This is a genomic window from Allobosea sp. ASV33 (assembly GCF_016428755.1).
Lineage (GTDB): Bacteria > Pseudomonadota > Alphaproteobacteria > Rhizobiales > Beijerinckiaceae > Allobosea.
In genome coordinates, this window is record NZ_JAELTI010000091.1 from 1 (window position 1) to 23,992 (window position 23,992).

A 23,992-nucleotide genomic window follows, 5' to 3' on the forward strand; every position below is an offset into this window, starting at 1 on the left:
GAGATCGAGCGGAACGAGTGTCGCAGTGCCGCCGATCGCGACGATCTCGTCGTCGAGTTCCTCGAGTGCGCCAGCGGTGCGAGCGAGCGCAATGACATGCGCGCCGGCTGCGGCGAAGGCCAGCGCCGCGGCACGGCCGATGCCGCGCGAGGCGCCGGTGACGAGCGCGACGCGATCCTGGAGGGGCTTGGTCATGGCGGATTCCGTCTGCACTCTTCTTTGGCTGGTTCCGCAGCCCTCATCCTGAGGAGCTGCGAAGCAGCGTCTCGAAGGATGATCCAGGAGGCTCCCGCGCAGGCTGGATCATCCTTCGAGACGCGGCTCAAGAGCCGCTCCTCAGGATGAGGGCTGCGGAATTGAGAATCAGCCGGCTTCGGCCAGCAGCGAGATTTGCTGCTTGGCGCTCTCGCCGACCATGTCAGTCAGCGAGGTCGGGTAGTCGCCGGTGAAGCAATGGTCGGTGAATTGCGGCCGGGCCGGGTCACGGCGCTCGTGGCCCATGGCGCGGTAGAGCCCGTCCACCGAGATGAAGGCCAGCGAATCCGCGCCGACGAACTGGCGCATCTCCTCCAGCGAATGGGTCGCGGCGAGCAGCTTCTCCCGGTCGGGCGTGTCGATGCCGTAATAGTCGGGATGGGTGATCGGCGGGGAGGAGATGCGGAAATGCACCTCCTTGGCGCCGGCCTCGCGCATCATCTTCACGATCTTGAACGAGGTCGTGCCGCGCACGATCGAATCGTCGACCAGGATGATGCGCTTGCCCTCGACCACCGAACGGTTGGCCGAATGCTTCAGCTTGACGCCGAGCTCCCGGACCTTCTGCGTCGGCTCGATGAAGGTGCGGCCGACATAGTGGTTGCGGATGATGCCGAGCTCGAAGGGGATGCCGCTGGCCTGGGCATAGCCCAACGCCGCCGGCACGCCGGAATCCGGCACGGGGACGACGACATCGGCCTCCGTCGGCGCTTCCTGCGCCAGCACGGCGCCCATCGCCTTGCGGCGCTCATAGATGCTGCGGCCCTTCACGATCGAATCGGGGCGGGCGAAATAGATGTATTCGAAGATGCAGGGCCGCTCGGCCACGGGCGGGAAGGGCTTGTGGCTCTCGATCCCGTTCTCGGAGATGATCACGACTTCGCCGTTCTCGATCTCGCGGACGAACTTGGCGCCGATGATGTCGAGCGCGCAGGTTTCCGAGGTCAGGATGGGCGCACCATCGAGCTCGCCGAGCACGAGCGGGCGGATGCCGAGAGGGTCGCGGGCGCCGATCAGCTTCTTGTTGGTGATGCCGACGAAGGCATAGGCGCCCTCGATCTGGCGGATCGCCTCGATGAAGCGGTCGACGAATTGCTGCTTGCGGCTGCGGGCGACGAGATGCAGCAGCACCTCGGTATCGGAGGTCGACTGGTAGATCGCGCCGTCGCGGACGAGGTTGCGGCGCAGCGTAAGCCCATTGGTCAGGTTGCCGTTATGCGCCACCGCGAAGCCGCCGCCATGCAGTTCGGCGAAGAGCGGCTGGACGTTGCGCAGGATAGTCTCGCCCGTCGTCGAGTAGCGGACATGGCCGATCGACTGCTTGCCCTTGAGCTTGTCGATGACGCTCGCTTCCGAGAAGGCGTCGCCAACGAGGCCGAGGCGACGCTCCGAATGGAAGCGCTTGCCGTCGAAGGAGACGATACCCGCCGCCTCCTGGCCGCGATGCTGCAGCGCATGCAGGCCGAGCGCGGTCAGCGCCGCGGCGTCGGCATGGCCATAGATGCCGAAGACGCCGCATTCTTCCCGGAGCCGGTCGGCATTTGGGTCGAAGGCGGCATCACGCTCGGTTTGCGAGATCATGTCTGGCTCCAGGCGACGGGGCTTGAGCTAACGTTCTACGCGCTAATTAGGGACGAGCTGGGGCAGGTGCAACCGGTGCAGGCGTCGCGGGGCTGCGCGGCTCCTCGGCCGGAGCCTCGGTGCCGTCCTCCGGCTTCTGCTTCTTCAGCAGGTTCTTGATGAAATCGGCGTTCACGTCCTGAGGCAGCATGGAGATCAGCGAGCGGCCGGTTTCCTCCAGCATCGGCTTGGCCTTGGCGTCCTTGGCCCAGACCGGCATCTTCTCGCTGCCGACGAGCGCAGCGAAGAACAGGTAGCCGATCACCGCCAGCAGCAGGCCGCGCGCGGCGCCGAAGACGAAGCCGAGCGTGCGGTCGAGCGCACCGATGCGCGAGTCCAGCACGAAATCGGAAATGCGGGCCGTGATCAGCGAAACGACGATCAGCGTGCCCAGGAACAGGGCCGCGATCGAAGCGACCAGCGCGATCGTGCCCTGCGCCGAGCTTGCCGGAATGTATTGCTGGATGAAGGGCACGAGCTGCGGATGGAAAAGCCAGGCGACGGCGGCCGCCGCGATCCAGGAGGCAATCGCCAGCACTTCGCGCGTGAAGCCGCGCACGGCCGCGAGCAAAGCCGAGATCAGAACCACGCCGATGACGACGAGATCGAGAATGGTGACAGGCATTGGGAGGGCCGCTTTGCTGTGGTCAGGTGCCGACCGGCCGGATGCAGGGCGGCCGTTTCGGCTTTGCTATACGCGCTCCCGGGCTTTCCGTCACCCTTTCGGCGAAGTCATTTCACATCTCTGCGAGGTGCCCGCGCGGCGATATCGGCAACGAGTTCCGTGACATGGCCGAAACGCCGCAGGGTGAGCCCGTTGCCGTCGCCGTGATCGGCCCCGCCGCTCGGCATCAGCGCGGCTTCGAAGCCGAGCTTGGCCGCTTCCCTGAGGCGCGCAGCAGCGACCGCAACCGGTCGAATCGCGCCGGACAGGGCGATTTCGCCGAAATAGACCGCTTCCTGCGGCAAGGTCGCCCCGCTCAGCGAGGAGACCAGCGCGGCGGCGACCGCGACATCGGCCGCCGGCTCGTTGACGCGCAGGCCCCCGGCGACGTTGAGATAGACGTCATGCTGGCCGAGCCTGAGGCCCCCATGCGTTTCGAGCACGGCCAGCACCATCGCGAGCCGGCTGTTCTCCCAGCCGACGACAGCGCGCCGCGGCGTGCCGAGCGCGGTCGGAGCGACCAGCGCCTGGATCTCGACGAGGACCGGCCGCGTGCCCTCCATGCCGGCGAAGACGGCTGCGCCCGGCGCCGGCTGGTCGCGGCCCGCCAGGAAGAGCGCGGAGGGATTGGTGACCTCCGACAGGCCCTTGCCGGTCATCTCGAAGACGCCGATCTCGTCGGTCGCGCCGAAGCGGTTCTTCTGGCCGCGCAGGATGCGGAAGGAATGCGCGCCTTCGCCCTCGAAGGACAGCACGGCATCGACCATGTGCTCGACCACGCGCGGGCCGGCGATCTGCCCGTCCTTGGTGACATGGCCGACGAGGATCATGCAGGCGCCTGATGTCTTGGCGTAGCGGATCAGCGCCTGGGCCGAGCCGCGCACCTGCGTGACCGTGCCCGGCGCGCTCTCGACCTCGCCTGACCACATCGTCTGGATCGAATCGATCACGACGAGGGCAGGGCGCTCGCCCTGGCCCAGCGTCGCGACGATATCCTCGACATTGGTCTCGGCTGCGAGATCGACCGGCGCCTCGGCCAGCCCCATGCGCTCGGCCCGGAGCCGGACCTGCCCAGTCGATTCCTCGCCCGAGACATAGACGACGCGCCGTCCGGCCATGGCCAGCGCGGCGCAAGCCTGCATCAGCAAGGTCGACTTGCCGATGCCGGGATCGCCGCCGATCAGCAGGACCGAGCCCGGCACGAAGCCGCCGCCGGTGACGCGATCGAGTTCGCCGATGCCGGACGCGATCCGCGGCGCATCCTGCGTCTCGCCCTTCAGCGTCTCCAGCGCGAAGACGCGTCCGCGCGCCCGTCCGCCGGAAGAGGGCCGGCCGCCGCCGGGAACGGGCGCGGCCTGCGCCTCCTCGACCAGCGAGGACCATGTCCCGCAGGCGTCGCACTTGCCCTGCCAGCGGTGATAGACCGCGCCGCAGGCTTGGCAATGATAGGTCGGCCCGCGCTTGGCCATCAGTGCAGCTCCGCCGTCATTCCGGGGCGCGCCGCAGGCGCGAGCCCGGGACCCAGAACCGATGCGGCTTCAGAACGGGCAGCAGTGGCGGCGCCGGGACGAGTTCCCGCGTCGGTTCTGGGTTCCGGGCTCATCGCTCCGCGATGCCCCGGAAGGACGGAGGCGGCTGTCACGCGCTCACAGCCCCACATACCGCCGGTGATAGCGACGTCCGAGGCTGGTCAGGATCTCGTAGCCGATCGTCTTGGCGCCGCCGCCGACGGTCTCCAGGTCGAGCGGCCCGCCGATCAGGGTCACGCTCGCCCCGCGCTTGGCGGCGTCGGCGGGAGCATCGGTCACGTCGATGATGATCAGGTCCATCGAGACCGAGCCGACGAAGGGACATGAGATGCCGTCGACGAGCGCCGAGCCACCGGTGACCGTATCCGTCCAACTGCCGTTGCGCGGGTAGCCGTCGGCATAGCCGAGGCAGATCGTGGCGAGCCTGCGCTTGCCCTTGGCGGTCCAGCGCCCGTTATAGCCGACCTGCGTGCCGTCCTCGACCTCGCGGGTCTGGATGATCGTCGCTTCGAGCCCGACGACCGGCTTCATCGGATTCGGCTGTCCGGGCGTCGGGTTGCCGCCATAGAGCGCATAGCCCGGCCGGGTGAGCTGGTAGGACGGGCAGTCCTTGAGGAAATGGCCCGACGAATTCTTCAGCGAGGCCGGCAGTTCCGGCAGGGCGGCCGAGATCTCGGCGAAGGCGGCGATCTGGCGGGCATTGGCCGGATCGGTCTCGACTTCGGAGGAGGCGAAATGGCTCATCAACAGCCCGATCCCCGCCGCCGCAATCACGCCGGAGCGCTCGCGGGCGAGGTTGAGACCCTCGCCCTGCCAGAGGCCGAGCCGGTTCATCGCCGTGTCGACATGCAAAGCCGCCGGCCGGACCTGCGCGCCTGTCTGCCGGAACGAGGCCCATTCCAGCAATTCCTCATGCGAGCCCAGCACGGGCGACAGGCCATGCGCCGCAAAAGTCTCGGCGGCGCCGGGCAGCAAGCCGTTCAGCACATAGACCGTGGCATCCGGCGCGACCTTGCGGGCGCGGATGGCCTCGGAGACATGCGCCACGAAGAAGCTCTTGCAGCCGGCCTTGGCCAGTGCCGTCACGGCTGGCTCGATGCCGATGCCGTAGGCGTCGGCCTTGACCACCGCGCCGGCCTCGGTCCCGGCGCGCTTGCCGAGCAGGCGCCAGTTCGAGACCAGCGCGTCGAGATCGATGGTGAGCGTCGCGCCGAAGGCGGCGGAATCAGGCAGGTCGGCAGGCATCATTCACGGTCCGGCAGGCGCATCTCATCGGCGCGGTCGGAGAAGCGTGTCACATCCGCGTCGAACTGCAAGGCCACCGCGCCGGTCGGGCCGTGGCGCTGCTTGCCGATGATCAATTCGGCGACGCCGTGCATGGCCTCCATCTCGATCTGCCACTTGTTGTGCTCTTCGGTGCCCGGCCGGGGCTCCTTGCCCTTGAGGTAATACTCCTCGCGATAGACGAACATCACCACGTCGGCGTCCTGCTCGATCGAGCCGGATTCGCGCAGGTCCGAGAGCTGCGGGCGCTTGTCGTCGCGATTCTCGACCTGACGCGAGAGCTGCGAGAGCGCGATGATCGGGACGTTGAGCTCCTTGGCCAGCGCCTTCAGGCTGGTCGTGATCTCGGTCAATTCCTGCACGCGGTTCTGGCTGTTCTTGGACGAGCCGGAGAGCAGCTGCAGGTAGTCGATGAACAGAACGTCGAGTCCCTTCTGGCGCTTCAGGCGGCGGGCGCGCGCCATCAACTGCGCGATCGAGATGCCGCCGGTCTGGTCGATATAGAGCGGCAGCTTCTCGATCTGGGCGGCGACATCGGTCAGCCGGGCGAAATCGGCCTCGGTGATGCGGCCCTGCCTGATCTTGTAGGAGGAGATGCTGGACTGCTCGGCGACGATACGGGTCGCGAGCTGGTCGGCCGACATTTCGAGCGAGAAGAAGCCGACGATGCCGCCGTCGACCGACTTGATTGAGCCGTCCTCCTGCCGCTCGCCGCGCCAGGCCTTGGCGATGTTGAAGGCGATGTTGGTGGCGAGCGAAGTCTTGCCCATGGCGGGGCGCCCAGCGAGCACGAGCAGGTCGGAGCGCTGCAGGCCGCCCATGCGCTGGTCGACGTCGCGCAGGCCGGTCGAGATGCCGGAGAGGCCACCGGCGCGCTGATAGGCGCTGGCCGCCATGTCGATGGCGAGGCGCAGCGCCCCGTCGAATTTCTGGAAGCCGCCCTCGTAGCGGCCCTTTTCGGCAAGCTCGTAGAGCTTGCGCTCGGCATCCTCGATCTGCTCGCGCGGCGCCATCTCGACCGGTGCGTCATAGGCGACGTTGACCAGGTCCTCGCCGACGCCGATGAGCTGCCGGCGCACCGCGAGGTCGTAGATCGTGCGGCCGTAATCGGCGGCGTTGATGACGGTCGTCGCCTCCGCCGCGAGGCGGGCGAGATATTGGCTCGGCGTGATGTCGCCGAGGTCGAGATCGTTGACGAAGGTCTTGAGCGTGATCGGCGTCGCGATCTTGCCGGCCCGGATCATGCTCGAGACGAGTTCGTAGACGCGCTGGTGGATCGGCTCGAAGAAATGGTCCGGCAGCAGGAAGTCGGAGACGCGGTAGAACGCGTCGTTATTGACCAGGATCGCGCCCAGCAATGCCTGCTCCGCCTCGATATTGTGAGGCTGGACGCGGAATTCGGCCTCGCGGTTGTCGAGGCGGGCGACGAGGGCGGTGACGGGGGCCATGGCTGCCTTGGTAAGTAAGCTCTTACTTACATGTTCAAGCCGGCATTCGGACCGCGCGGGAAGCGGAACGCATGGCGGCAACTGAGTCGGGATGAAGCTAGTTTAGCACTCCGACAGCTTCCGCCAGCATGTTGATCGTCAATTCACGCAGTTCACAGGCGCAGACGAAAAGGGCGCCGTGTTGCCACGGCGCCCTTGACTCGGATCGGGAGCGATAAGGCTCAGCGGTCGTCGTTGTCGCCGGCCTCGGCCAGCGCCGCGCCGACCTCGAGGCCGAGATCGTCGAGATCGAACTTCTCCTGGGCCGTGACGTTCTCGCCGGCGGCCTGGCGATGGGCCTCTTCAGCCGAGCGGGCGACGTTGACGGTGATCGTGACCGCGACTTCCGGATGCAGCACGACCGGGACGGTGTGCAGGCCGAGCGTCTTGATCGGGGTGTTCAGCGTCACCTGGCCGCGCGAGACGTTGAAGCCGTCCTTGGTCAGGGCCTCGGCGATGTCGCGGGTCGAGACCGAGCCGTAGAGCACGCCGGACTCGCCCGACTGGCGCAGGATGGTGACGCTCTGGCCGTTCAGGCGCTCGGCGACGGCATCGGCCTCGGACTTCAGCTCGAGGTTGCGGGTCTCGAGCTCGAGCTTCTGGCTCTCGAAGCGCTTCTTGTTGTCCTCGGTGGCGCGCAGCGCCTTGCCGCGGGCGAGCAGGTAGTTGCGGCCGAAGCCGTCGCGCACCTTCACGATGTCGCCCATCTGGCCGAGCTTGGCGACGCGTTCGAGCAGGATCACTTCCATGGGTCTTCTCCTTGTTCTGTCTTTGAGACGAGGTTGTCAGGAACGGTTAGGCGGAGGCGGCAGCGCGGCGTGCTTGCGCAGGCCGAGAAGCGTGTCGATGACGCCCGCGATCGCCAGCAGCGGCGTCAGCACCGCCTGCATCACGATGAGGGCGACATAGATCGAGATCAGCATCGGCAGCCGCCAGGCGCGGCCGCGCGAGATGTCGTGCAGCGTGGCGAGCCCGCTGAACATGAAGGCGGCGAGCAGCGCGCCGGCGAAGGCCATGGCGGCGACGCCGATGAAGCCGCCCATCGTCGCGACGAAACCGGCCACGACCAGCAGCAGCAGCGCCTGCCGGGGCAGCGTCGTCGACGGAATGAAGGGCCAGGGCCGCGGCAGGCGGCTCGACATCTTCACGGTGCGGGCCGCGAGCCAGAGATTGGCGGTGATGGTGGTGACGAAGGAGGCACCGATGCCGAGCGGCACGGCAGGCGCCAGGCTCTGGGCGAGATCCTTGACCTGGACGTCGGCGGGCAGGGCGATCAGCTTGCCGCGCACCATCTCGCTCAGCAGGTTCTCGATCATGCGCGCGATCACCGAGCGGTAGGTCTCGTAATCGGTGGTCATCACCAGTGCGCTGCCGACGGTGGCGAGGGCGGCGGTGGCGGCGATCCAGAGCAGCAGGTTGCCGAGCGGGTACCACTCGACCGGGCCCTGGGCGTCGGCGCGGGCCAGCAGGGCGAGATAGGCGATCCACCAGGCCGGCAGGCCGATGATCAGGGCGAAGGCGATGCCGCCGGTCGGGGCGAGCGCAACCGCGACGGCGAGCGCACCGGCTGCCGTGGCGAACAGCCCGGAGCGGTGGTTCCAGCCCAGCGATGCGATGAAGATCGGGAGAGGAGCGGCCGAATACAGCAGGGCAGCCAGCGGCGATCCGGTGATCACCACTGAGAAGAGCAGGGCCGAAACGAGGCCCGCGCCGATGCCGACAATCGGAATCATGAATCCGTCCTGCTGTCCCGCTGCTCACAAGCCTTTTTGGGCTCGGCAGGGTGAGAGGCCCTTGGCCTCAACGAACCCGATGGAGTTTCACCGCCGGGCGACTGGTTGATCTTGAAAGCGAGAACCGGAGGCGCGTGAAGCGCCTCCGGAATTTAATGTCTGCCGGATCCGAAGGAACGGATCAGCGGATGACGTAGGGCAGCAGGCCGAGGAAGCGTGCGCGCTTGATCGCCTGGGCGAGCTCGCGCTGCTTCTTGGCGGAGACCGCCGTGATGCGGGACGGAACGATCTTGCCGCGCTCGGAGATGTAGCGCGAGAGCAGACGCACGTCCTTGTAGTCGATCTTCGGGGCGCCTTCGCCCGAGAACGGGCAGGACTTGCGGCGGCGGAAGAAGGGGCGACGGGCGCCAGCGGATGCAGTCGACATTCTCAGGCCTCCGCTTCGACGGTTTCGGTCGCTTCGTCGTCACGACGCGGGCGGTCACGGCGCGGGCCGCGCTCGAAACGGTCGCCGCCACGCTCAGGACGATCTTCGCGGTCACGCTTCTGCAGCATGGCCGACGGACCTTCCTCGAGCTCCTCGACCTTGACGGTCATGAAGCGCAGGATGTCCTCGTTGATGCGCATCTGGCGCTCCATCTCCAGCACGGCGGCGGAGGGAGCCTCGATGTTCAGCAGCGTGTAGTGAGCCTTGCGGTTCTTCTTGATGCGGTAGCCCAGGGACTTGACGCCCCAGTACTCGACTTTGCGGATGGCGCCGCCATTCGCTTCGATCACGCCCTTGAACTGCTCGACGAGGGTTTCGACCTGCTGCGCGCTGACATCCTGCCGCGCGAGCAGCACATGCTCGTACAATGCCATATTTGGCCTTCCTTGTTTCACCCTGCTTCGCCCGGCGCGGAGCCCTCCGAGCCCTGGATAAGGCCCGACAGGATTTCATCGAAGGCGGAGACACGGGATGACGGTTCGGGAAACGAGCCTGCGCCGATCCTTGCAGATATGCGCCATCCGTTCAGCCTCCGGCCGAACAAGCAGGAGGCGGTCGTTACAGTGTCCGGCACGCCATGGCAACCGGAATCTGCCGGAAAACACCGCGCCGGGAGCGGAAAATTCGAGCGCCGCGCTTGACTTGGCGGCGCAAGCGATGTGACAGCCGCGTCATATAAGACGAATGACTGATAATGAAGACCGGGACGTTCACAGCATGACCACAGCGTTCATCTTTCCGGGGCAGGGCTCTCAGGCGGTCGGCATGGGCAAGAGTCTGGCCGACAACTTCCCTGTCGCGAAGGCGGTCTTCGACGAGGTCGACGCGGCCCTGTCGCAGAAGCTCTCCGCCGTGATGTGGGAAGGCCCTTCCGAGGAACTGACCCTGACGGCCAATGCCCAGCCGGCCCTGATGGCGGTCAGCCTCGCGGTCGTGCGCGTGCTTGAGAGCGAAGCCGGGCTCGACCTGAAACGCGACGCCGCTTTCGTCGCCGGCCATTCGCTCGGCGAATATTCGGCGCTGGCCGCGGCCGGGACCTTCTCGATCGGCGACGCCGCCCGCCTGCTGCGCATCCGCGGCGACGCCATGCAGAAGGCCGTGCCGGCGGGGCAGGGCGCGATGGCGGCGCTTCTGGGTGCCGAGCTCGATCTCGCTCGTGAGATCGCCGCGGCTGCGGCCCAAGGCGAAGTCTGCGAAGCCGCCAACGACAATGGCGGCGGTCAGGTCGTGCTCTCCGGCGCCAAGGCCGCGATCGAGCGCGCCATCGCGCTGGCTGGCGAGCGCGGCGTGAAGCGCGCCATGCTGCTGCCGGTCTCCGCGCCCTTCCATTGCGCTCTGATGCAGCCGGCCGCCGATGCGATGCGCGAGGCTCTGGCAAAGGTTGCGATGCAGGCCCCGGTCGTGCCGGTCGTCGCCAATGTCGGCGCCGCGCCGCTGAGCGATCCGGACGCGATCCGGGCCTCGCTCGTCGCCCAGGTCACCGGCACCGTGCGCTGGCGCGAATGCGTGCAGGCGATGGCGGCCGCCGGTGTCACCGATTTCGTCGAGGCGGGCAGCGGCAAGGTGCTGGCCGGTCTCGTCAAGCGTATCGTCGCAGGCGCGGCGCCGGTCTCGATCGGCACGGCCGAGGATATCGCGGCCTGGAAAGCCCGTAACGCATAATAAGGCAGAACCCAGGATGGGCTGCAGCGGCAGGATGCCGAACAAGGGGAGCGAACATGTTTGATCTGACCGGCCGCAAGGCCCTGGTCACCGGCGCGACCGGCGGCCTCGGCGGGGCCATCGCCCGGACGCTTCATGCGCAGGGCGCCAGCGTCGCGATTTCTGGCACGCGCGCCGAAGCGCTGGAGGCCCTGGCGGCCGAACTCGGCGAGCGTGTCGTGATCGCGCCCTGCAATCTTTCCGACAAGGATTCGGTCGAGGCGCTGGTTCCGACCGCCGAGGAGAAGCTCGGCGGGCTCGACATCCTCGTCAACAATGCCGGCATCACCCGCGACAACCTGTTCATGCGCCTCAAGGACGAGGACTGGGACAGCGTGCTCGCGGTCAACCTGACGGCCGCCTTCCGCCTGTCGCGGGCGGCGGTGAAGTCGATGATGCGCCGCCGCTACGGTCGAATCGTCGCGATCGGCTCTGTCGTCGGCACGATGGGCAATCCCGGCCAGGGCAATTATGCCGCCGCGAAGGCCGGCTTGATCGGCATGTCGAAGGCCCTCGCCGCCGAGGTCGCGAGCCGCAACATCACCGTCAACGTGGTCGCGCCCGGCTTCATCGAGTCGCCGATGACGCAGGCCCTCAACGACAAGCAGCGCGAGGGCATCCTCTCCGACGTGCCGATGGGCCGGCTGGGCGAGGGCAAGGATGTGGCGGCGGCCGTCGCCTTTCTCGCCAGCGCGGAAGCCGGCTACGTGACCGGGCAGACCCTGCACGTCAACGGCGGAATGGCAATGATCTAGGTGGGTTAGCGCCTATTCTAGATCGGTTTTGATAAGGTTGCGGTGCACTCGCCAGCTCGTAAAGGGTGTGTTAACTAGCCCCGTCGCGCTGCCGCTGGGCGATCCGAGGGGACTTGACGAAACCTCGGTTGTTGCGTTTGTGCAGGCTTCGAGCTTTCCGGATCGCGGACATCGTCAGGTGGCGCGGCGGCTCGGAATGAGATCCCCCACCGCGTCGCACCCTGCGATGCGTTTTCAGTTTCTAAGTCTAAGGAAGAGACCCATGAGCGATGTTGCCGAGCGCGTGAAGAAGATCGTGGTCGAGCACCTCGGCGTCGAGGCCGACAAGGTCGTCGACGGCGCCAACTTCATCGAGGACCTGGGCGCGGACAGCCTCGACACCGTCGAGCTCGTGATGGCCTTCGAGGAAGAGTTCGGCGTCGAGATCCCGGACGATGCGGCCGAGACGATCGTGACGGTCGGCGATGCCGTCAAGTTCCTCTCCGCGAAGAGCGCCTGATCAGCCAGCAGGCTGATCGACGCAGAAAGAGCCATGGCTTCTCGCAGTTATCCGATGCGGCGTGTCGTCGTGACCGGTCTCGGCATGGTGACGCCGCTTGCATGCGGCGTCGAGCCGACCTGGTCGCGACTCCTGGCCGGTGCCAGCGGCGCCGGCCCCATCACCAGTTTCGACGCCAGCGACCTGCCGGCGCGGATCGCCTGCAACATCCCGCGGGGTGACGGCAGCGACGGGACCTTCAATCCCGACGACTGGATGGAGCCGAAGGAGCAGCGCAAGGTCGATGACTTCATCGTCTTTGCCATGGCTGCGGCCACGCAGGCGTTGCAGGACGCCGGCTGGAAGCCGGAGTCCTACGAGGACCAGACCCGCACCGGCGTCGCCATCGGCTCCGGCATCGGTGGTTTGGGTGGCATCTACGAGGCCTCGCTCCTGCTCAAGGAGCGCGGCCCGCGCCGCCTCTCGCCCTTCTTCATTCCCGGCCGCCTGAGCAATCTGGCGGCGGGCTACGTCTCGATCGAGCACGGGCTGAAAGGCCCGAACCATGCCGTCGTGACCGCTTGTTCGACCGGCGCGCATGCCGTCGGCGACGCTGCCCGCATGATCGCGCTCGGTGATGCCGAGGTCATGGTTGCGGGCGGAGCCGAATCGGCGATCAACCGCATCGGCATCGCCGGCTTCTGTGCCTGCCGCGCGCTTTCGACCGGTTTCAACGATACGCCCGAGAAGGCTTCGCGCCCCTATGACAAGGACCGCGACGGCTTCGTGATGGGCGAGGGCGCCGGCGTCGTCGTGCTCGAGGAGCTCGATCACGCGCTGGCCCGCGGCGCGAAGATCTATGCCGAGGTCGTCGGCTACGGCATGTCGGGCGACGCCTATCACATCACCTCGCCTTCCGAGGATGGCGACGGCGCCTATCGCTGCATGCAGGCCGCGCTGGACCGCGCCGGCATCACCGCGGCCGACCTCGATTACATCAACGCCCACGGCACCTCGACGCCGCTCGGCGACGAGATCGAATTGCGCGCCGTCGAGCGTCTGCTGGCCAATGCGCCCAAGCGCCCGTCCATGTCCTCGACCAAATCGGCGACGGGCCATCTTCTCGGCGCTGCCGGTGCGATCGAGGCGATCTTCACCGTGCTAGCGATCCGCGACCAGGTCGCACCGCCGACGATCAATCTCGACAATCCTTCGGTCGAGACCGATATCGACCTGGTGCCGCATGTCGCCCGCAAGCGCGAGATCGACTATGCCCTGTCGAATTCCTTCGGCTTCGGTGGCACCAACGCCTCGTTGGTGATGCGGCGCTATCGGCCGGATCAGTGAGCGGCTGGGAATAGCGCCGTTTCGCCATAATCTTGGGTAGAGTTTGGGCCGGTTGCGGCAGAATGCGTGATTCCGCGTTCACAGTCGCACGGAAACCGGCTCTAATGCGGCTGCCCCGGTTGGGTGCGGCCGATTGCCCACTCCGGCAGGCACGGTCCAGTTTGCACCGTGCCGAAATCATCTACCCCGTGCTGCGAGCGTCTTGATCGTGAATGATACGCCCCGCGTCGCCCCGAAGAGTCCGAGCGAGGCCCTCAAGCCCGTAGCGCCCCCGGCGCCGCCGCCCAAGGTCCGCCGCCGCCGGCGCAGCCCCTTCCTGTCGATGCTGAGCGGGTTGTTCACCATCGCGCTCGTCGGCGCCGGCGTGGTCGGCGCGGGCATCGCGGTCGTTTCGAACCAAAGCAAGGCGCCGGGGCCGCTGGCCAGCGATCGCGTCCTGATCATCCCGAAGGAGAGCGGGCTCACCGAGATCGCCGAGCTGCTGCAGCGCGAGGGTCTGATCGAGCATCCGCTGAGCTTCCGCGTCGCGGCGATCATGGGCGGCGACTGGCACAAGCTCCAGGCCGGCGAGTACCTGTTCAAGGCCCGCGTCAGCCCGCAGGAAATCCTCGGCATCATCTCCAGCGGCAAGGTGGTCGAGCATTCGATCACCATTCCCGAGGGCCTGACCAGCGAGCAGATCGTCGAGCGCCTGCGCAACAACGATCTCCTGACCGGTGAGATCGCGCAGGTGCCGAAGGAAGGCTCGATCCTGCCGGACACCTATCGTTTCCCGCGCGGCTTCTCGCGCAAGGCGATCATCGACCGCATGGCGCGCGATCAGGCCGTGATCCTCGAGCGGATCTGGGCGCGCAAGCCGGCCGACCTGCCGATCAAGACGCCGCAGGAACTCGTTATCCTCGCCTCGATCGTCGAGAAGGAGACCGGCCGGGCCGACGAGCGCCCCCGCGTCGCCGGCGTCTTCATCAACCGGTTGAACCAGAAGATGAAGCTGCAATCCGACCCGACGATCGTCTATGGCATCGCCGGCGGAAAGGGCACGCTCGGCCGGCCGATCCAACGCGACGAGATCACGCGGGCAACGCCCTACAACACCTATGTGATCACCGGCCTGCCGCCGGGGCCGATCGCCAATCCCGGCCGCGCCGCCATGGAAGCGGTGGTCAACCACTCGCGGACCAAGGACCTCTATTTCGTCGCCGACGGCAGCGGCGGCCATGCCTTCGCCGAGACGCTGGACCAGCACAACCGCAATGTCGGGCGCTGGCGCCAGATCGAGACGACCCGCAGCCAGCAGCAGGGCGGCAAGCCGCCGGCGGATTCCGTCGACAAGGTCGAGCCCCCGGCCGGCCCCGACAACCGCACCGAGGCCCCGACAACGACCCAGCCCGCTGCCGACAATGCCGGCACCGGGGGCATGCCCGTCGCTCAGCCGACCGGCATCGTGCCCGGTACCCGGGCTCGCGCGTTCGACGCGTCCGAAGGCACGCCGCGGGACCCGCTGCTCAACAAGAGCTTCGACCTGAACTCGCCGAAGCAGGTGCCGCAGCTCAAGCCCTGAGCTGCAGGCACGGGGCCTGCTGGTTTCTCTCCTGAACCGCGTCGTTATCCCGGCCTGATCCGGGATCCATCGTAAGGCTCGCCGCTCTACGATGGATCCCGGATCTGCGCTTCGCTGCGTTCGGGACGACGGTCCTGGTCGGAAATCGGCGGTCCCGAAGGCTCGCAATCCCCATTTTCCCGTGGTGGGCCGCTTGCTGTCGCGGATGCGCGCCACTACGGTCCCGCCCAATCCGAAACGAAGGCGCAGGGGCGATGGCCATCGAAAGCATGACGGGCTTTGCCCGTGCGGCCGGGACGGCCGGGGTCCATGGCTGGGCCTGGGAAATCCGCAGCGTCAACGGGCGCGGGCTCGATCTGCGGGTGCGTGTCCCGCCCGGTTTCGAGGTTCTCGCCGAGGCCGCCCGCAAGAAGCTGGGCGCCGCTTTCTCGCGCGGGACGCTCCACGTCAATCTCGCCGTCACCAGCGATGCCGGCCCGCCGCGCCCGCGCGTCAACGAGGCGGTCCTGGCTGCGCTGCTCGAGGCCGTCGAGAGGCTGCCGCCGGCTGCCGGCATCAACCCGCCATCCTATGACGGCCTGCTCGGCATCCGCGGTGTGGTGGAGTATGCCGACGAGGCACAGGACGTGCTCGGCGCGGTCGAGGCGCCGGCTCTTGCGGGTCTCGACGCCGTCACCGATGCCTTGAAGGAAGCGCGCGCCGCCGAAGGCCGCGCGCTCGAAACCATCGTTCTCGGTCATCTCGAAACCATCGCCCGGCTCGCCGGCGAGGCGGAGCATCATCCCGCCCGCAGCAGCGAGGCGATCCGCGCCCGGATCGCGGCGCAGGTCGAGGCGCTTCTGGGGGCCAATAACGGCTTCGATCCGCAGCGCCTTCACCAGGAGGCGGCGCTGATCGCCGTCCGCGCCGATATCCGCGAGGAGATCGACCGCCTGCAGGCCCATGTCGCGGCCTTGCGCGAGCTTCTCGCGAAGGGCGGGCCGATCGGCCGCAAACTCGACTTCCTCTCGCAGGAATTCGGCCGCGAGGCTTCGACGCTCTGCGCCAAGGCCAATGATCCCGGCCTGTCCCGCATCGGGCTGGAGCTGCGCACGGTCGTCGACCAGATGCGCGAGCAGGTCCAGAACGTGGAGTGAGCCGGATGGCTGCCGAGACCCTTCACCCGGCCCGCCGGGGCCTCATGCTGATCCTGTCCTCGCCCTCCGGCGCGGGCAAGACGACGCTGACGCGCAACCTCAAGAGCGAGAACAATCTCGACCTCTCGATCTCGGTGACGACCCGCGCAAAGCGCCCCTCCGAGATCGAGGGCGTGCATTACCGCTTCATCGACCGGACGACCTTCGACACCATGCGCCAGCATAATGACCTGCTGGAATGGGCCGAAGTTCACGGCAACGGCTATGGCACGCCGCGCAAGGAGGTCGAGGCTTCGCTTGCGGCCGGGCGCGACGTGCTCTTCGATATCGACTGGCAGGGCACCCAGCAGATCGTCAAGAAGGCGCGCGCCGACGTCGTCACCATCTTCATCCTGCCGCCCTCGATGGCGGAGCTGCGCTCGCGCCTGATCCGCCGCGCCGAGGATGCGGAGGATGTCATCGTCAAGCGCCTCGCCAATGCCCGCGACGAGATCGCGCGCTGGAGTCAGTACGACTACGTCATCGTCAACCACGATCTGCAAACGGCCTACGAGCAGATCAAGGCGATCCTGACGGCCGAGCGCCTGAAGCGCAGCCGTGCCGTGGGCCTCAACGATTTCGTCGACCAGCTCCTGGCCGAACAGCTGCCCTGATCAGCGCTGCCCGGCCAGCGCGTTCGCCAGCCCGACGAAACCGGAGACCGGGATCTCCTCGGCGCGCGCGGTCTCGGCCAGGCCCGCCGCCGCGATGAGCGGGGCCGGGTCCGGCAGAACGGCCTTCAGGCTCTGCCGCAACATCTTGCGGCGCTGGCCGAAGGCGGCGAGCGTCACCCGCTCCAGCAGGCGCCGGTCGCAGGGCTGCGGCTCTGCGCGCGGGATCAGTTGGACGATCGACGAGGTGATCTTCGGCGGCGGCACGAAGGCGCTGCGCGGCACGTCGAACAGGATCTTCGTTTCGCAGCGCCAGTTCGAGAGCACGGCGAGGCGGCCGTAATCGGCCCGCTCATCCGGCGTCGCGACGATGCGCTCGGCTACCTCGCGCTGAAACATCAAGGTCAGCGAATCCCACCATGACGGCCAGGGTTCGAGACTGAGCCAGCCGACCAGCAGCGGCGTCCCGATATTATAGGGCAGGTTGGCGACGATCCGCGCCCGGCTGCCGCCAAGATGGGGCGTCAGGTCGACCGCGAGCGCATCGCCGTCGATGACCTCCAGCCGGCCTGGATAATGCGCCGCAATCTCGGCCAGTGCCGGCAGGCAGCGCCGGTCTCGCTCGATCGCGATGACGCGCCCGGCGCCGTTGGCCAGCAGCGCCCGCGTCAACCCGCCGGGGCCGGGGCCGATCTCGACCACCGTCTGGCCTTCGAGAGGCCCGGCCGAGCGCGCGATCCGGCTGGTCAGGTTGAGGTCGAACAGGAAGTTCTGCCCGAGCGCCTTCTGCGCCATCAGCCCATGGCGTTCCACCACGTCGCGCAGCGGTGGCAGGTCGTCGATCTGGCTCATGCCGCAGCATCCGCAGGCGCGTGTTGGGCCATCCGGGCGGCGAGCTTCAGGGCAGCGCACAGGCTGTCCGGCCGCGCGATGCCTTTCCCGGCAATGTCGAAGGCCGTGCCATGGTCCGGCGAGGTGCGGATGAAAGGCAGGCCGAGCGTGACGTTGACGCCCTCATCGAAGGCGATCGTCTTGATCGGGATCAGGGCCTGGTCGTGATACATCGCCAGCGCGGCATCATAGCCGGCGCGCGCCCGGGCATGGAACATCGTGTCGGCGGGATAGGGGCCGCGCGCGTCGATGCCCGCGGCCTGCAATTGGGCGACGGCCGGCGCGACGACGGTGGCATCTTCCTGGCCCATCGTGCCGTTCTCCCCGGCATGCGGGTTGAGCCCGCTGATCGCCAGCCGAGGCTGGGCGATGCCGAAGCAGCTGCGCAGCCCGGCCGCGACGATGCGGCCCGTCTCGACGATCAACTCCGTGGTCAGCAGGTCCGGCACGCGCCGCAGCGGTTCGTGGATCGTGACGGGGACCACGGCGAGCTCGTCGCTCCAGATCATCATGACCGGCCGGGGCTCGACGCCGCCTTGGGCGGCCAGATGAGCGAGATATTCGGTATGGCCGGGATGCTTGAAGCCGGCGCCGTAAAGCACGGATTTCGCGATCGGATTGGTGACGACGACCGCAGCCATGCCGCTGCGGACGGCTTCGACCGCGCGGTCGATGGACTTGATCGTGCCCGCCGCCGTCGCAGGATCGGGCTTGCCCGGAATGGCGGCGCCGGATCCGGCTTCGAGCGGAATGACAGGCAGCGCATCGGCGAAGACGGCGCAGGCTGCGTTCCAGCCGCAGGTGCGCAGGGGCACCGTCCAGCCAAGGCGGCCGGCAATGGCGGAAAGGTGATCGGGATCGCCGATCCAGGCGAAGGCGGGAAGAGCGCGCTCGCGGCGTTCCAGCCAGGCGCGCAGCGTCAATTCCGGCCCGATTCCGGCCGGATCGCCCTGTGTCAATGCGAGCGGCTTGGCCGGCAAGACAAACTCCGCGCTCCGAAGGAGGAAGCAACCCGCCGCGGCGGGCTGCGTTGGCGGCTAGTTGGAGCTGACGCCGTCGCTCGAGCCCGAGCTGATATTCTGCGAGTAGCTGATCTCGCCCAGCGTGCGCAGCTCGAGCCGGAACATGACCGTGCGCGTATCCTTCGTCGATCCGGCCTGGCGGTCCGCATAGCTCTGCGAATAGCTGACGTCGAAGACCGTGCATTCGTCGGTGTAGTTGATTCCGAACGAGGTCGAAGCGGACTGGAACGGCCCGGTATTCGGATAGACCGGCATCGCGGACACCGCAGGCGCCGCAAGATAGGCTGCGTACGCGGTCCGATAGAGCTCGCGATCGTATTTGTACTTGTCGAGATCGAACAGCACGCCGGCGCGCAGGCGCCAGTTCTCGGCGACCTTGAGCGATCCGTTGAGCGAAAGACCCTCGCGCCGGCGGGAGAGCCCGAGATCGGGTTGCGGCTCGTAGCGGCCATAGCCGACCGAAGCCGAGATGATGCTGTTGGAATAGGTTGCGGCGGCGTCGATCCGCTGGGCCTCGAAGGTCGTCGCATTGAGGCGCGTCGCGCCGGTCAGGAAGAAGCCCTTGAAGGGCGAGATCTGGGCGCGGGCGACATAGTCGGAGTTGCGGGTTTCGAGGCCGGAATTCAGGCCCGTATTGAGCAGGTCTCCGCTGGCGTAGGAATTGCGCCCGGCGAGCTGGTAGGATTGACCAAGCAACAGGTTGGCGAATGCTTCCTGGCCGAAGCGCCCGGTATAGAGCGCGCCGACATTGGCGCGGACACCGCCTTCGACGCGATCGAAGCCGGAGAACTTGCTGCTCCACTCGAACAGGTTGTTGGCGTCGAAGACGAGGCTCTGCGCGTCCTCGTTGGCCACGCGCAGGCTGTTCGTCTCGTTCGGGCGCGCGACGATCTGCGCCACCGGCTCGATGATATGGGTGCCCCAGCCGGTCTTGGCGACGAACGGGTAGCGATACATCAGCCCGATCGCCGGCATCACCCGGCCGAACACCTCGTCCGACGTGTCGGCGATGGTCGCGACCCGCGAGTTGATCACGCCGCTGGTATTCGGGTTGACCGAGAAGACATCGGCGCGCACCGAGGCATAGGGAGTCCACATCTGCCCGAGCGGGTCGATGAAGTTGCGCCGCCACGAGACCTGGGCCGTGGCGCGCGAGACATTGCCGGCAAGCCCGCGAACCAAGCAGTGGTTCTTGTCGTAGATGGCGCAGCCATCATAGAGCGAATAGCTCGGCGTCGTGATCAGGTAGCTCTTCTGCTGCGGCAGCTCGCTAAAGGCGGCGGTGTCGCGCGTCAGGCTCGTGACGTTGGCGGTGAAGGAGAGTTCGCCGCCGAGGAAGGACGGCTTATGGACGCGCTTGTCGTAGTCGAGCACCGGCAGGACGACGGGCTGCTGCTTCTGCCAGTCCTGATAGTTCAGGGGCTGGAAATAATAGCCGCGCAGGTCGAACCAGGCGCTCTCGCTCTGGCCGTTCAGATAGGCCGTCGAGATCGATTCCTGCAGATAAGTGGTCGAGCTGAGGCTCTCGTTGCGGATGCGGTAGTTCTTGTAGAACCAGCGATCCGTCGACATCGCTGCGTTCCAGCCGACCGACCAGCGCGGGTTGATGAAGAACTTGCCGTTGGTTTCGACGGAGCCGCGGAACTCGTTGTCGCGCGGACCGAGCGGGCTCGGCAGATAGGCGTTCTTGTCCTGCTGGAAGATGCCGGAGGCCCGGATCGCATAGGATCCGGTCATCAGGCGATGGCGCCATTCCACTTGCCCCAGGAAACCCTGGCGGCTGAAATAGGTCGGCGTCAGCGTCAGGTCGTAATTCGGCGCCAGGTTGAGGAAATAGGGCAGGCCGACGCCGTAGCCGAGCGCCGAAGTGTTGATGAAGCGCGGCGACAGGAAGCCGGACTTGCGCTTCACCGTCGAATCCGGGCCCGACATATACGGGATATAAGCCATCGGGATGCCGGCGAACTCGACGCGCGCATCCTCGTAATAGATCGTCTGCTCGGACTTCTTGTGGATGATCCGCGCGGAGCGGACCTGCCAGAGCGGCGGTCGCTCGGGATTGTCCTTGCAGGGTTCGCAGGCGGTGTAGATGCCCTTTTCGAAGACGAAGGTCTCGCCATCCGTCCGCTCGGCGCGGGGCGCCGAGAAGCGGGTCTTGTCCGGGTTCACGACGCGCAGCGAGTCCATGAAGCCGTCGCGGAAATCATCGGTCAGGTTGAACTTGTCGCCGGTGATAACCGTGCCGTTGGATTCGATGATCCGGGCGTTGCCGATGGCGGTGACGCGCTTGTTGGCCTGATCGTAAATGACGCGATCGGCCTCGATCGTGCGGCCCTGATACAGAATCTGGACGTCGCCGACGGCCGCGACCGTCTTCTTGTCGTTATCGTAGACGAGTTCGCGCGCGTCGACGACCATGCGGTCCTGCGGTTTCGCAGGCGCCGCAGCCGCGGGCTTGGCAGGTGTGCCGGCCGCCCGATTCTGGGCATAGGCCGGCCCGGCCAACAGATAAGCCAGGCTGGAGGCGAGAGCCGTCGCCGCAGCAAAGCGCGCTAACCGGTTCACTCCTGGACCCATCTCGTAAACTCGAAATTAACCATAGGCACAGTACGTTTCACCCATCTTCCTGATGGAGGAGGGCGAGTGCTCCCAGCATTGCCCCCAATGCTGCAGGCAACCACGCCGCGACGACCGGATTGACGATTCCCGACGATCCGAGTTCCTCCGACAGTTGTGTCGCCACATAGAGCACGAAGCCGGCCGCGACGCCACCCACCACCAGTTTGGTCACGCCACCAAACCTGAAAAATCTTAAGGAAACGGATGCTGCCACCAGCACCATCGCGATGAGCAGCAGCGGGCGTGCCATAAGCGATTGATAACGCAGCTTATAAGGCGTCGTGTCGAGCCCGGCGCGCTCCGTCCGGTCGATGACCGTGGGCATGGACCAGAAGCCCACCGCATCGGGTGGGGTGAAGCTCTGGCGCATCTGTTCGGGCTCCAGCGTCGTTGCGAGCACGTAGCTCTTATAGCTCTGTGGCTCTTCCGTGGCGGAGGTGGTGCGCGCGTCGCTGAGTTCCCAATGCCCGGGGCGCAGCAGGGCCTGCCTGGCGTCGATTCGTTCCTTGAAGCTGCCGTTCGGATTGAAGATGAAGAAGGCGACCTGGGACAGGCCGTCCTCGTCGGGCAGGGCGCCGGCGGCGCGGATGATCGCCTGTCCGTCGACGCTGCGCTGTCTCAGCCAGATTTCCTGGGACAGGCCGGATTTGCCGCCGGAGCGCACGAACAGGCGTGTCTCCAGCGCCGTGGCCTTGCGCTTCAGCTCCGCCGCCACGGGATTGTAGATCATGATCGAGACCAGCCCGAGGATGCCTGCCACGGCCGCGGCCGGCTGCAGGAACTGCCAGGCGGAGACGCCGACGGAACGGGCGACGACGAGCTCCAGCTTCCGGCTCAGCGTGAGAAGCGCGAACATGCCGCCGAACAGGGCGGCGAAGGGAAAGATCTGCTCGGCCACGGCCGGCGCCCGGAACAGCGCGAGCTGCACGATGCGCGGCGTCGTCGCGATCGGGGAATCGCCGGCGCGGCGCATCAGCTCGACGAAATCGAGCGTGCCGATCAGGAAGAAGAAGGTGCTGAACACCCCGACGATGGCGCGGGCGAAGCGCTTCGTCAGATAGCGCCCGAAGGTCGAGAACAGCAGCATCAGGCGCGCCGGAAACGGGCCGCCAGGTTGACCAGCGGTATGATGAGGGGGCCGGTGATGCGGGCCAGGACAGGCTGGATTCGCGCACCGTAGAAGATGAGGCTCGTGGCCAGGATGATGGCCGCGATCGGCAGGATATAGAGCAGGGCGGCAGCGAAGGGCGAACGCACGCTCGCCGTCCAGGCCGCATAGGCCGCGATGCGCGTCGCGCCCACGATCATGATCGCCGACTGGATCGCCAGGGCCCGTCCCTGGCGGGTCGTGCGGGCTTCGCCGATGGCGGCGAAGGCGATCAGCATGAAGGCGAAGGGATAGAGCGGGGAGGAGAGCCGGTTGTGCAGCTCCGCCCGGAAGCGGCCTTCCTGGATCTTGTAATATGCCTCGTTCGGATCCTGCCGGAGGAGCTCCCAGGTCGAGCGCTCGCGCGGCTTGTAGATCACCTTGTCGCCGTCGCCCTCGCCGGGGCCGCCGCTGGAATCGCCGGTCAGCGCCGAGAGGTTCAGCGCATAGCGCTCGAAGGAGATGATCGAGGTCGTATTTGTGTTCTTCGTCTCGCGCTGGATCGTGCCCTTTTCCAGCATGAGGAAGCTCTGGCCCTCGGCCTCGACCGTCCGGCCGCGCTCGGCGAGATAGATCGAGGGCTGCGCCGGGTCACGGCGATCCTGCATGAAGATGCCGACCAGCGAGTCGCCCGCCTTCTCGCGATAGTGGAAGGTCACGCCGGAATCGAGCGAGACGAACTGGCCTTCCTTGACGACGTTGGCGACGAAATCGGCGCGGATCAGCGTGATCAGGTCGCGCAGCATGCGGAAGCTCGCCGGCATCACCGAGATCGTCATCCAGGCGACGACCAGCGAGGCCGCGACCGTCAGCACGATGAAGGGCCGCGTGATGCGCTGCGGCGCGACGCCGGCGGCGTTCATCACGATCAGCTCGGAATCGCCGTTGAGCTTGTTCAGCGTGTAGAGTGTCGACATGAACAGCGCGACCGGCGCGATGCCGGCGATCAGGGCCGGCAGCGAGAGCAGCGTCACGGTCAGGAAGATCAGGACCGTCTGGCCCTTGCCGGTGATGAGATCGACCTCGCGCAGCGCCTGCGTGACCCAGATCACGCCGGTCAGGCCGAGCAGCAGCACGATCGCCGCCACCGCCGCGATCTTCAGGATGTAGCGATCGAGGCGGTTGAGAAGCACGCGTCGGTTCCGGAGCTGGAGAGCGGGTGCCCTCCGAGGTGGTTCGTCGGACACACCCTATGGTATAGGCGCGGCGAGGGCGCAAACGGGAATCGTTTGCCGTCTGCCGTGAATTGTCCTTCCCCTGTCATTTTCGCAAGATTGTGAGCGGATCATGTCGCAGCGCCTGAAGCTCGAGATCAAAGCCCTGGATGCCGTCGAGGGGCAGGACCTCGTGATCCTTGTTTCGGACAAGCTTGCCCTGCCCGAAGCCGTCAGGGAGTGGGCGGGCGAGGGCGCGCAGTCGCTCCTGACCCGTGCCGCCGCCGCCGAGCGCTTCAAGGGCAAGGCGCTGGTCGGGCTGACGCTGCCGTCGCCGGAAGGCACGTCCTACGAGCGCCTGATCGTCGTCGGCGTCGGGCCCGAGGACGAGCGCGCCAAGCTCGATTTCGTCAAGCTGGGCGGGGCCATCGCCGGTCGGCTCGGCACCGGCCGCAGCGCCGAGCTCATTCTC

Annotated in this window: 23 protein-coding genes; 8 read left to right on the forward strand and 15 right to left on the reverse strand. The window is 67.0% G+C overall.

The window, feature by feature from the left end:
* The 10 genes from JHD80_RS21375 to rpsF form a co-directional block, all read right to left on the reverse strand.
* Positions 1–195 (reverse strand): SDR family NAD(P)-dependent oxidoreductase (locus JHD80_RS21375; protein WP_199091602.1); only part of this gene is annotated, 195 nt, incomplete at its 3' end.
* A gap of 168 nt (positions 196–363) precedes the next feature.
* On the reverse strand, positions 364–1,836 hold the full coding sequence (purF, locus tag JHD80_RS21380; RefSeq protein WP_199091604.1) for an amidophosphoribosyltransferase: 1,473 nt from the start codon (positions 1,834–1,836) through the stop codon (positions 364–366).
* A 46-nt stretch (positions 1,837–1,882) separates the two neighbouring features.
* Positions 1,883–2,500, reverse strand: coding sequence for a CvpA family protein (locus tag JHD80_RS21385; protein ID WP_199091605.1), 618 nt, complete (start codon positions 2,498–2,500; stop codon positions 1,883–1,885).
* 107 nt (positions 2,501–2,607) lie between these two features.
* Positions 2,608–4,008, reverse strand: a complete 1,401-nt coding sequence (radA, locus tag JHD80_RS21390) for a DNA repair protein RadA (protein WP_199091607.1) — start codon at positions 4,006–4,008, stop codon at positions 2,608–2,610.
* Between the two features lie 177 nt (positions 4,009–4,185).
* Entirely contained in the window at positions 4,186–5,316 is a 1,131-nt protein-coding gene (alr, locus tag JHD80_RS21395; protein WP_248311706.1) for an alanine racemase, read from the reverse strand.
* On the reverse strand, positions 5,313–6,800 hold the full coding sequence (locus tag JHD80_RS21400; protein WP_199091609.1) for a replicative DNA helicase: 1,488 nt from the start codon (positions 6,798–6,800) through the stop codon (positions 5,313–5,315). The genes alr and JHD80_RS21400 overlap by 4 nt, the downstream gene beginning before the upstream one ends.
* 221 nt (positions 6,801–7,021) lie before the next feature.
* A complete protein-coding gene (gene rplI, locus JHD80_RS21405) occupies positions 7,022–7,588 on the reverse strand; it encodes a 50S ribosomal protein L9 (RefSeq protein ID WP_199091611.1) in 567 nt (188 codons plus the stop codon).
* Between the two features lie 36 nt (positions 7,589–7,624).
* Positions 7,625–8,572, reverse strand: a complete 948-nt coding sequence (locus JHD80_RS21410; protein WP_199091613.1) for a DUF2232 domain-containing protein — start codon at positions 8,570–8,572, stop codon at positions 7,625–7,627.
* A gap of 181 nt (positions 8,573–8,753) precedes the next feature.
* Positions 8,754–8,999, reverse strand: a complete 246-nt coding sequence (rpsR, locus tag JHD80_RS21415) for a 30S ribosomal protein S18 (RefSeq protein WP_038367644.1) — start codon at positions 8,997–8,999, stop codon at positions 8,754–8,756.
* Between the two features lie 2 nt (positions 9,000–9,001).
* Complete coding sequence (rpsF, locus tag JHD80_RS21420) at positions 9,002–9,433, reverse strand: 30S ribosomal protein S6 (RefSeq protein WP_199091615.1); 432 nt, start codon at positions 9,431–9,433, stop codon at positions 9,002–9,004.
* 343 nt (positions 9,434–9,776) lie between these two features.
* Here rpsF and fabD point away from each other — a divergent pair, with 343 nt between their 5' ends.
* From fabD to gmk, 7 genes are all read left to right on the forward strand, one after another.
* A complete protein-coding gene (gene fabD, locus JHD80_RS21425) occupies positions 9,777–10,721 on the forward strand; it encodes an ACP S-malonyltransferase (protein WP_199091617.1) in 945 nt (314 codons plus the stop codon).
* Between the two features lie 56 nt (positions 10,722–10,777).
* Complete coding sequence (fabG, locus tag JHD80_RS21430; RefSeq protein WP_199091619.1) at positions 10,778–11,515, forward strand: 3-oxoacyl-[acyl-carrier-protein] reductase; 738 nt, start codon at positions 10,778–10,780, stop codon at positions 11,513–11,515.
* Between the two features lie 262 nt (positions 11,516–11,777).
* Entirely contained in the window at positions 11,778–12,014 is a 237-nt protein-coding gene (locus JHD80_RS21435; RefSeq protein WP_047578895.1) for an acyl carrier protein, read from the forward strand.
* 54 nt (positions 12,015–12,068) lie between these two features.
* Positions 12,069–13,340 carry a beta-ketoacyl-ACP synthase II gene (gene fabF, locus JHD80_RS21440; protein WP_199091637.1) on the forward strand — a complete coding sequence of 424 codons (1,272 nt, stop codon included), beginning with the start codon at positions 12,069–12,071 and terminating at the stop codon, positions 13,338–13,340.
* Between the two features lie 208 nt (positions 13,341–13,548).
* On the forward strand, positions 13,549–14,901 hold the full coding sequence (mltG, locus tag JHD80_RS21445; RefSeq protein WP_349237318.1) for an endolytic transglycosylase MltG: 1,353 nt from the start codon (positions 13,549–13,551) through the stop codon (positions 14,899–14,901).
* Positions 14,902–15,155: 254 nt separating this feature from the next.
* Positions 15,156–16,037 carry a YicC/YloC family endoribonuclease gene (locus JHD80_RS21450; protein WP_199091622.1) on the forward strand — a complete coding sequence of 294 codons (882 nt, stop codon included), beginning with the start codon at positions 15,156–15,158 and terminating at the stop codon, positions 16,035–16,037.
* Between the two features lie 5 nt (positions 16,038–16,042).
* Positions 16,043–16,690 (forward strand): guanylate kinase, encoded by a 648-nt coding sequence (gene gmk / locus JHD80_RS21455; RefSeq protein WP_199091624.1) that lies wholly within the window; start codon positions 16,043–16,045, stop codon positions 16,688–16,690.
* On the opposite strand, the gene rsmA is transcribed toward gmk, so the two are convergent.
* From rsmA to lptF, 5 genes are read right to left on the reverse strand one after another with little or no spacing between them, the layout of a single operon-like run.
* Positions 16,691–17,539: a 16S rRNA (adenine(1518)-N(6)/adenine(1519)-N(6))-dimethyltransferase RsmA gene (gene rsmA / locus JHD80_RS21460; RefSeq protein WP_199091626.1), complete on the reverse strand. Its 849-nt coding sequence runs from the start codon at positions 17,537–17,539 to the stop codon at positions 16,691–16,693.
* The gene (gene pdxA / locus JHD80_RS21465) at positions 17,536–18,558 is read right to left on the reverse strand and encodes a 4-hydroxythreonine-4-phosphate dehydrogenase PdxA (protein ID WP_199091627.1); all 1,023 of its coding nucleotides are present in this window, start codon (positions 18,556–18,558) and stop codon (positions 17,536–17,538) included. Before pdxA ends, rsmA begins: the two co-directional genes overlap by 4 nt.
* A gap of 57 nt (positions 18,559–18,615) precedes the next feature.
* Positions 18,616–21,165: an LPS-assembly protein LptD gene (locus JHD80_RS21470; RefSeq protein WP_349237319.1), complete on the reverse strand. Its 2,550-nt coding sequence runs from the start codon at positions 21,163–21,165 to the stop codon at positions 18,616–18,618.
* Between the two features lie 49 nt (positions 21,166–21,214).
* A complete protein-coding gene (gene lptG, locus JHD80_RS21475; RefSeq protein ID WP_199091631.1) occupies positions 21,215–22,306 on the reverse strand; it encodes an LPS export ABC transporter permease LptG in 1,092 nt (363 codons plus the stop codon).
* Positions 22,306–23,499, reverse strand: coding sequence for an LPS export ABC transporter permease LptF (gene lptF / locus JHD80_RS21480; protein WP_199091633.1), 1,194 nt, complete (start codon positions 23,497–23,499; stop codon positions 22,306–22,308). The genes lptG and lptF overlap by 1 nt, the downstream gene beginning before the upstream one ends.
* A gap of 154 nt (positions 23,500–23,653) precedes the next feature.
* Here lptF and JHD80_RS21485 point away from each other — a divergent pair.
* A partial coding sequence (locus tag JHD80_RS21485; RefSeq protein ID WP_282568424.1) for a M17 family peptidase N-terminal domain-containing protein occupies positions 23,654–23,992 on the forward strand: 339 nt, incomplete at its 3' end.

What these genes read in the sequence shown, in the direction of transcription:
- gmk (WP_199091624.1), top strand. Translation starts at nt 16,043, where the DNA reads ATGGCTGCCGAGACCCTTCACCCGGCCCGCCGGGGCCTCATGCTGATC.
- fabG (WP_199091619.1), top strand. Translation starts at nt 10,778, where the DNA reads ATGTTTGATCTGACCGGCCGCAAGGCCCTGGTCACCGGCGCGACCGGC.
- JHD80_RS21450 (WP_199091622.1), top strand. Translation starts at nt 15,156, where the DNA reads ATGGCCATCGAAAGCATGACGGGCTTTGCCCGTGCGGCCGGGACGGCC.
- fabF (WP_199091637.1), top strand. Translation starts at nt 12,069, where the DNA reads ATGCGGCGTGTCGTCGTGACCGGTCTCGGCATGGTGACGCCGCTTGCA.
- lptG (WP_199091631.1), bottom strand. Translation starts at nt 22,306, where the DNA reads ATGCTGCTGTTCTCGACCTTCGGGCGCTATCTGACGAAGCGCTTCGCC.
- purF (WP_199091604.1), bottom strand. Translation starts at nt 1,836, where the DNA reads ATGATCTCGCAAACCGAGCGTGATGCCGCCTTCGACCCAAATGCCGAC.
- radA (WP_199091607.1), bottom strand. Translation starts at nt 4,008, where the DNA reads ATGGCCAAGCGCGGGCCGACCTATCATTGCCAAGCCTGCGGCGCGGTC.
- JHD80_RS21410 (WP_199091613.1), bottom strand. Translation starts at nt 8,572, where the DNA reads ATGATTCCGATTGTCGGCATCGGCGCGGGCCTCGTTTCGGCCCTGCTC.
- rsmA (WP_199091626.1), bottom strand. Translation starts at nt 17,539, where the DNA reads ATGAGCCAGATCGACGACCTGCCACCGCTGCGCGACGTGGTGGAACGC.
- JHD80_RS21400 (WP_199091609.1), bottom strand. Translation starts at nt 6,800, where the DNA reads ATGGCCCCCGTCACCGCCCTCGTCGCCCGCCTCGACAACCGCGAGGCC.
- fabD (WP_199091617.1), top strand. Translation starts at nt 9,777, where the DNA reads ATGACCACAGCGTTCATCTTTCCGGGGCAGGGCTCTCAGGCGGTCGGC.
- rplI (WP_199091611.1), bottom strand. Translation starts at nt 7,588, where the DNA reads ATGGAAGTGATCCTGCTCGAACGCGTCGCCAAGCTCGGCCAGATGGGC.
- rpsR (WP_038367644.1), bottom strand. Translation starts at nt 8,999, where the DNA reads ATGTCGACTGCATCCGCTGGCGCCCGTCGCCCCTTCTTCCGCCGCCGC.
- rpsF (WP_199091615.1), bottom strand. Translation starts at nt 9,433, where the DNA reads ATGGCATTGTACGAGCATGTGCTGCTCGCGCGGCAGGATGTCAGCGCG.
- alr (WP_248311706.1), bottom strand. Translation starts at nt 5,316, where the DNA reads ATGATGCCTGCCGACCTGCCTGATTCCGCCGCCTTCGGCGCGACGCTC.
- JHD80_RS21385 (WP_199091605.1), bottom strand. Translation starts at nt 2,500, where the DNA reads ATGCCTGTCACCATTCTCGATCTCGTCGTCATCGGCGTGGTTCTGATC.
- JHD80_RS21435 (WP_047578895.1), top strand. Translation starts at nt 11,778, where the DNA reads ATGAGCGATGTTGCCGAGCGCGTGAAGAAGATCGTGGTCGAGCACCTC.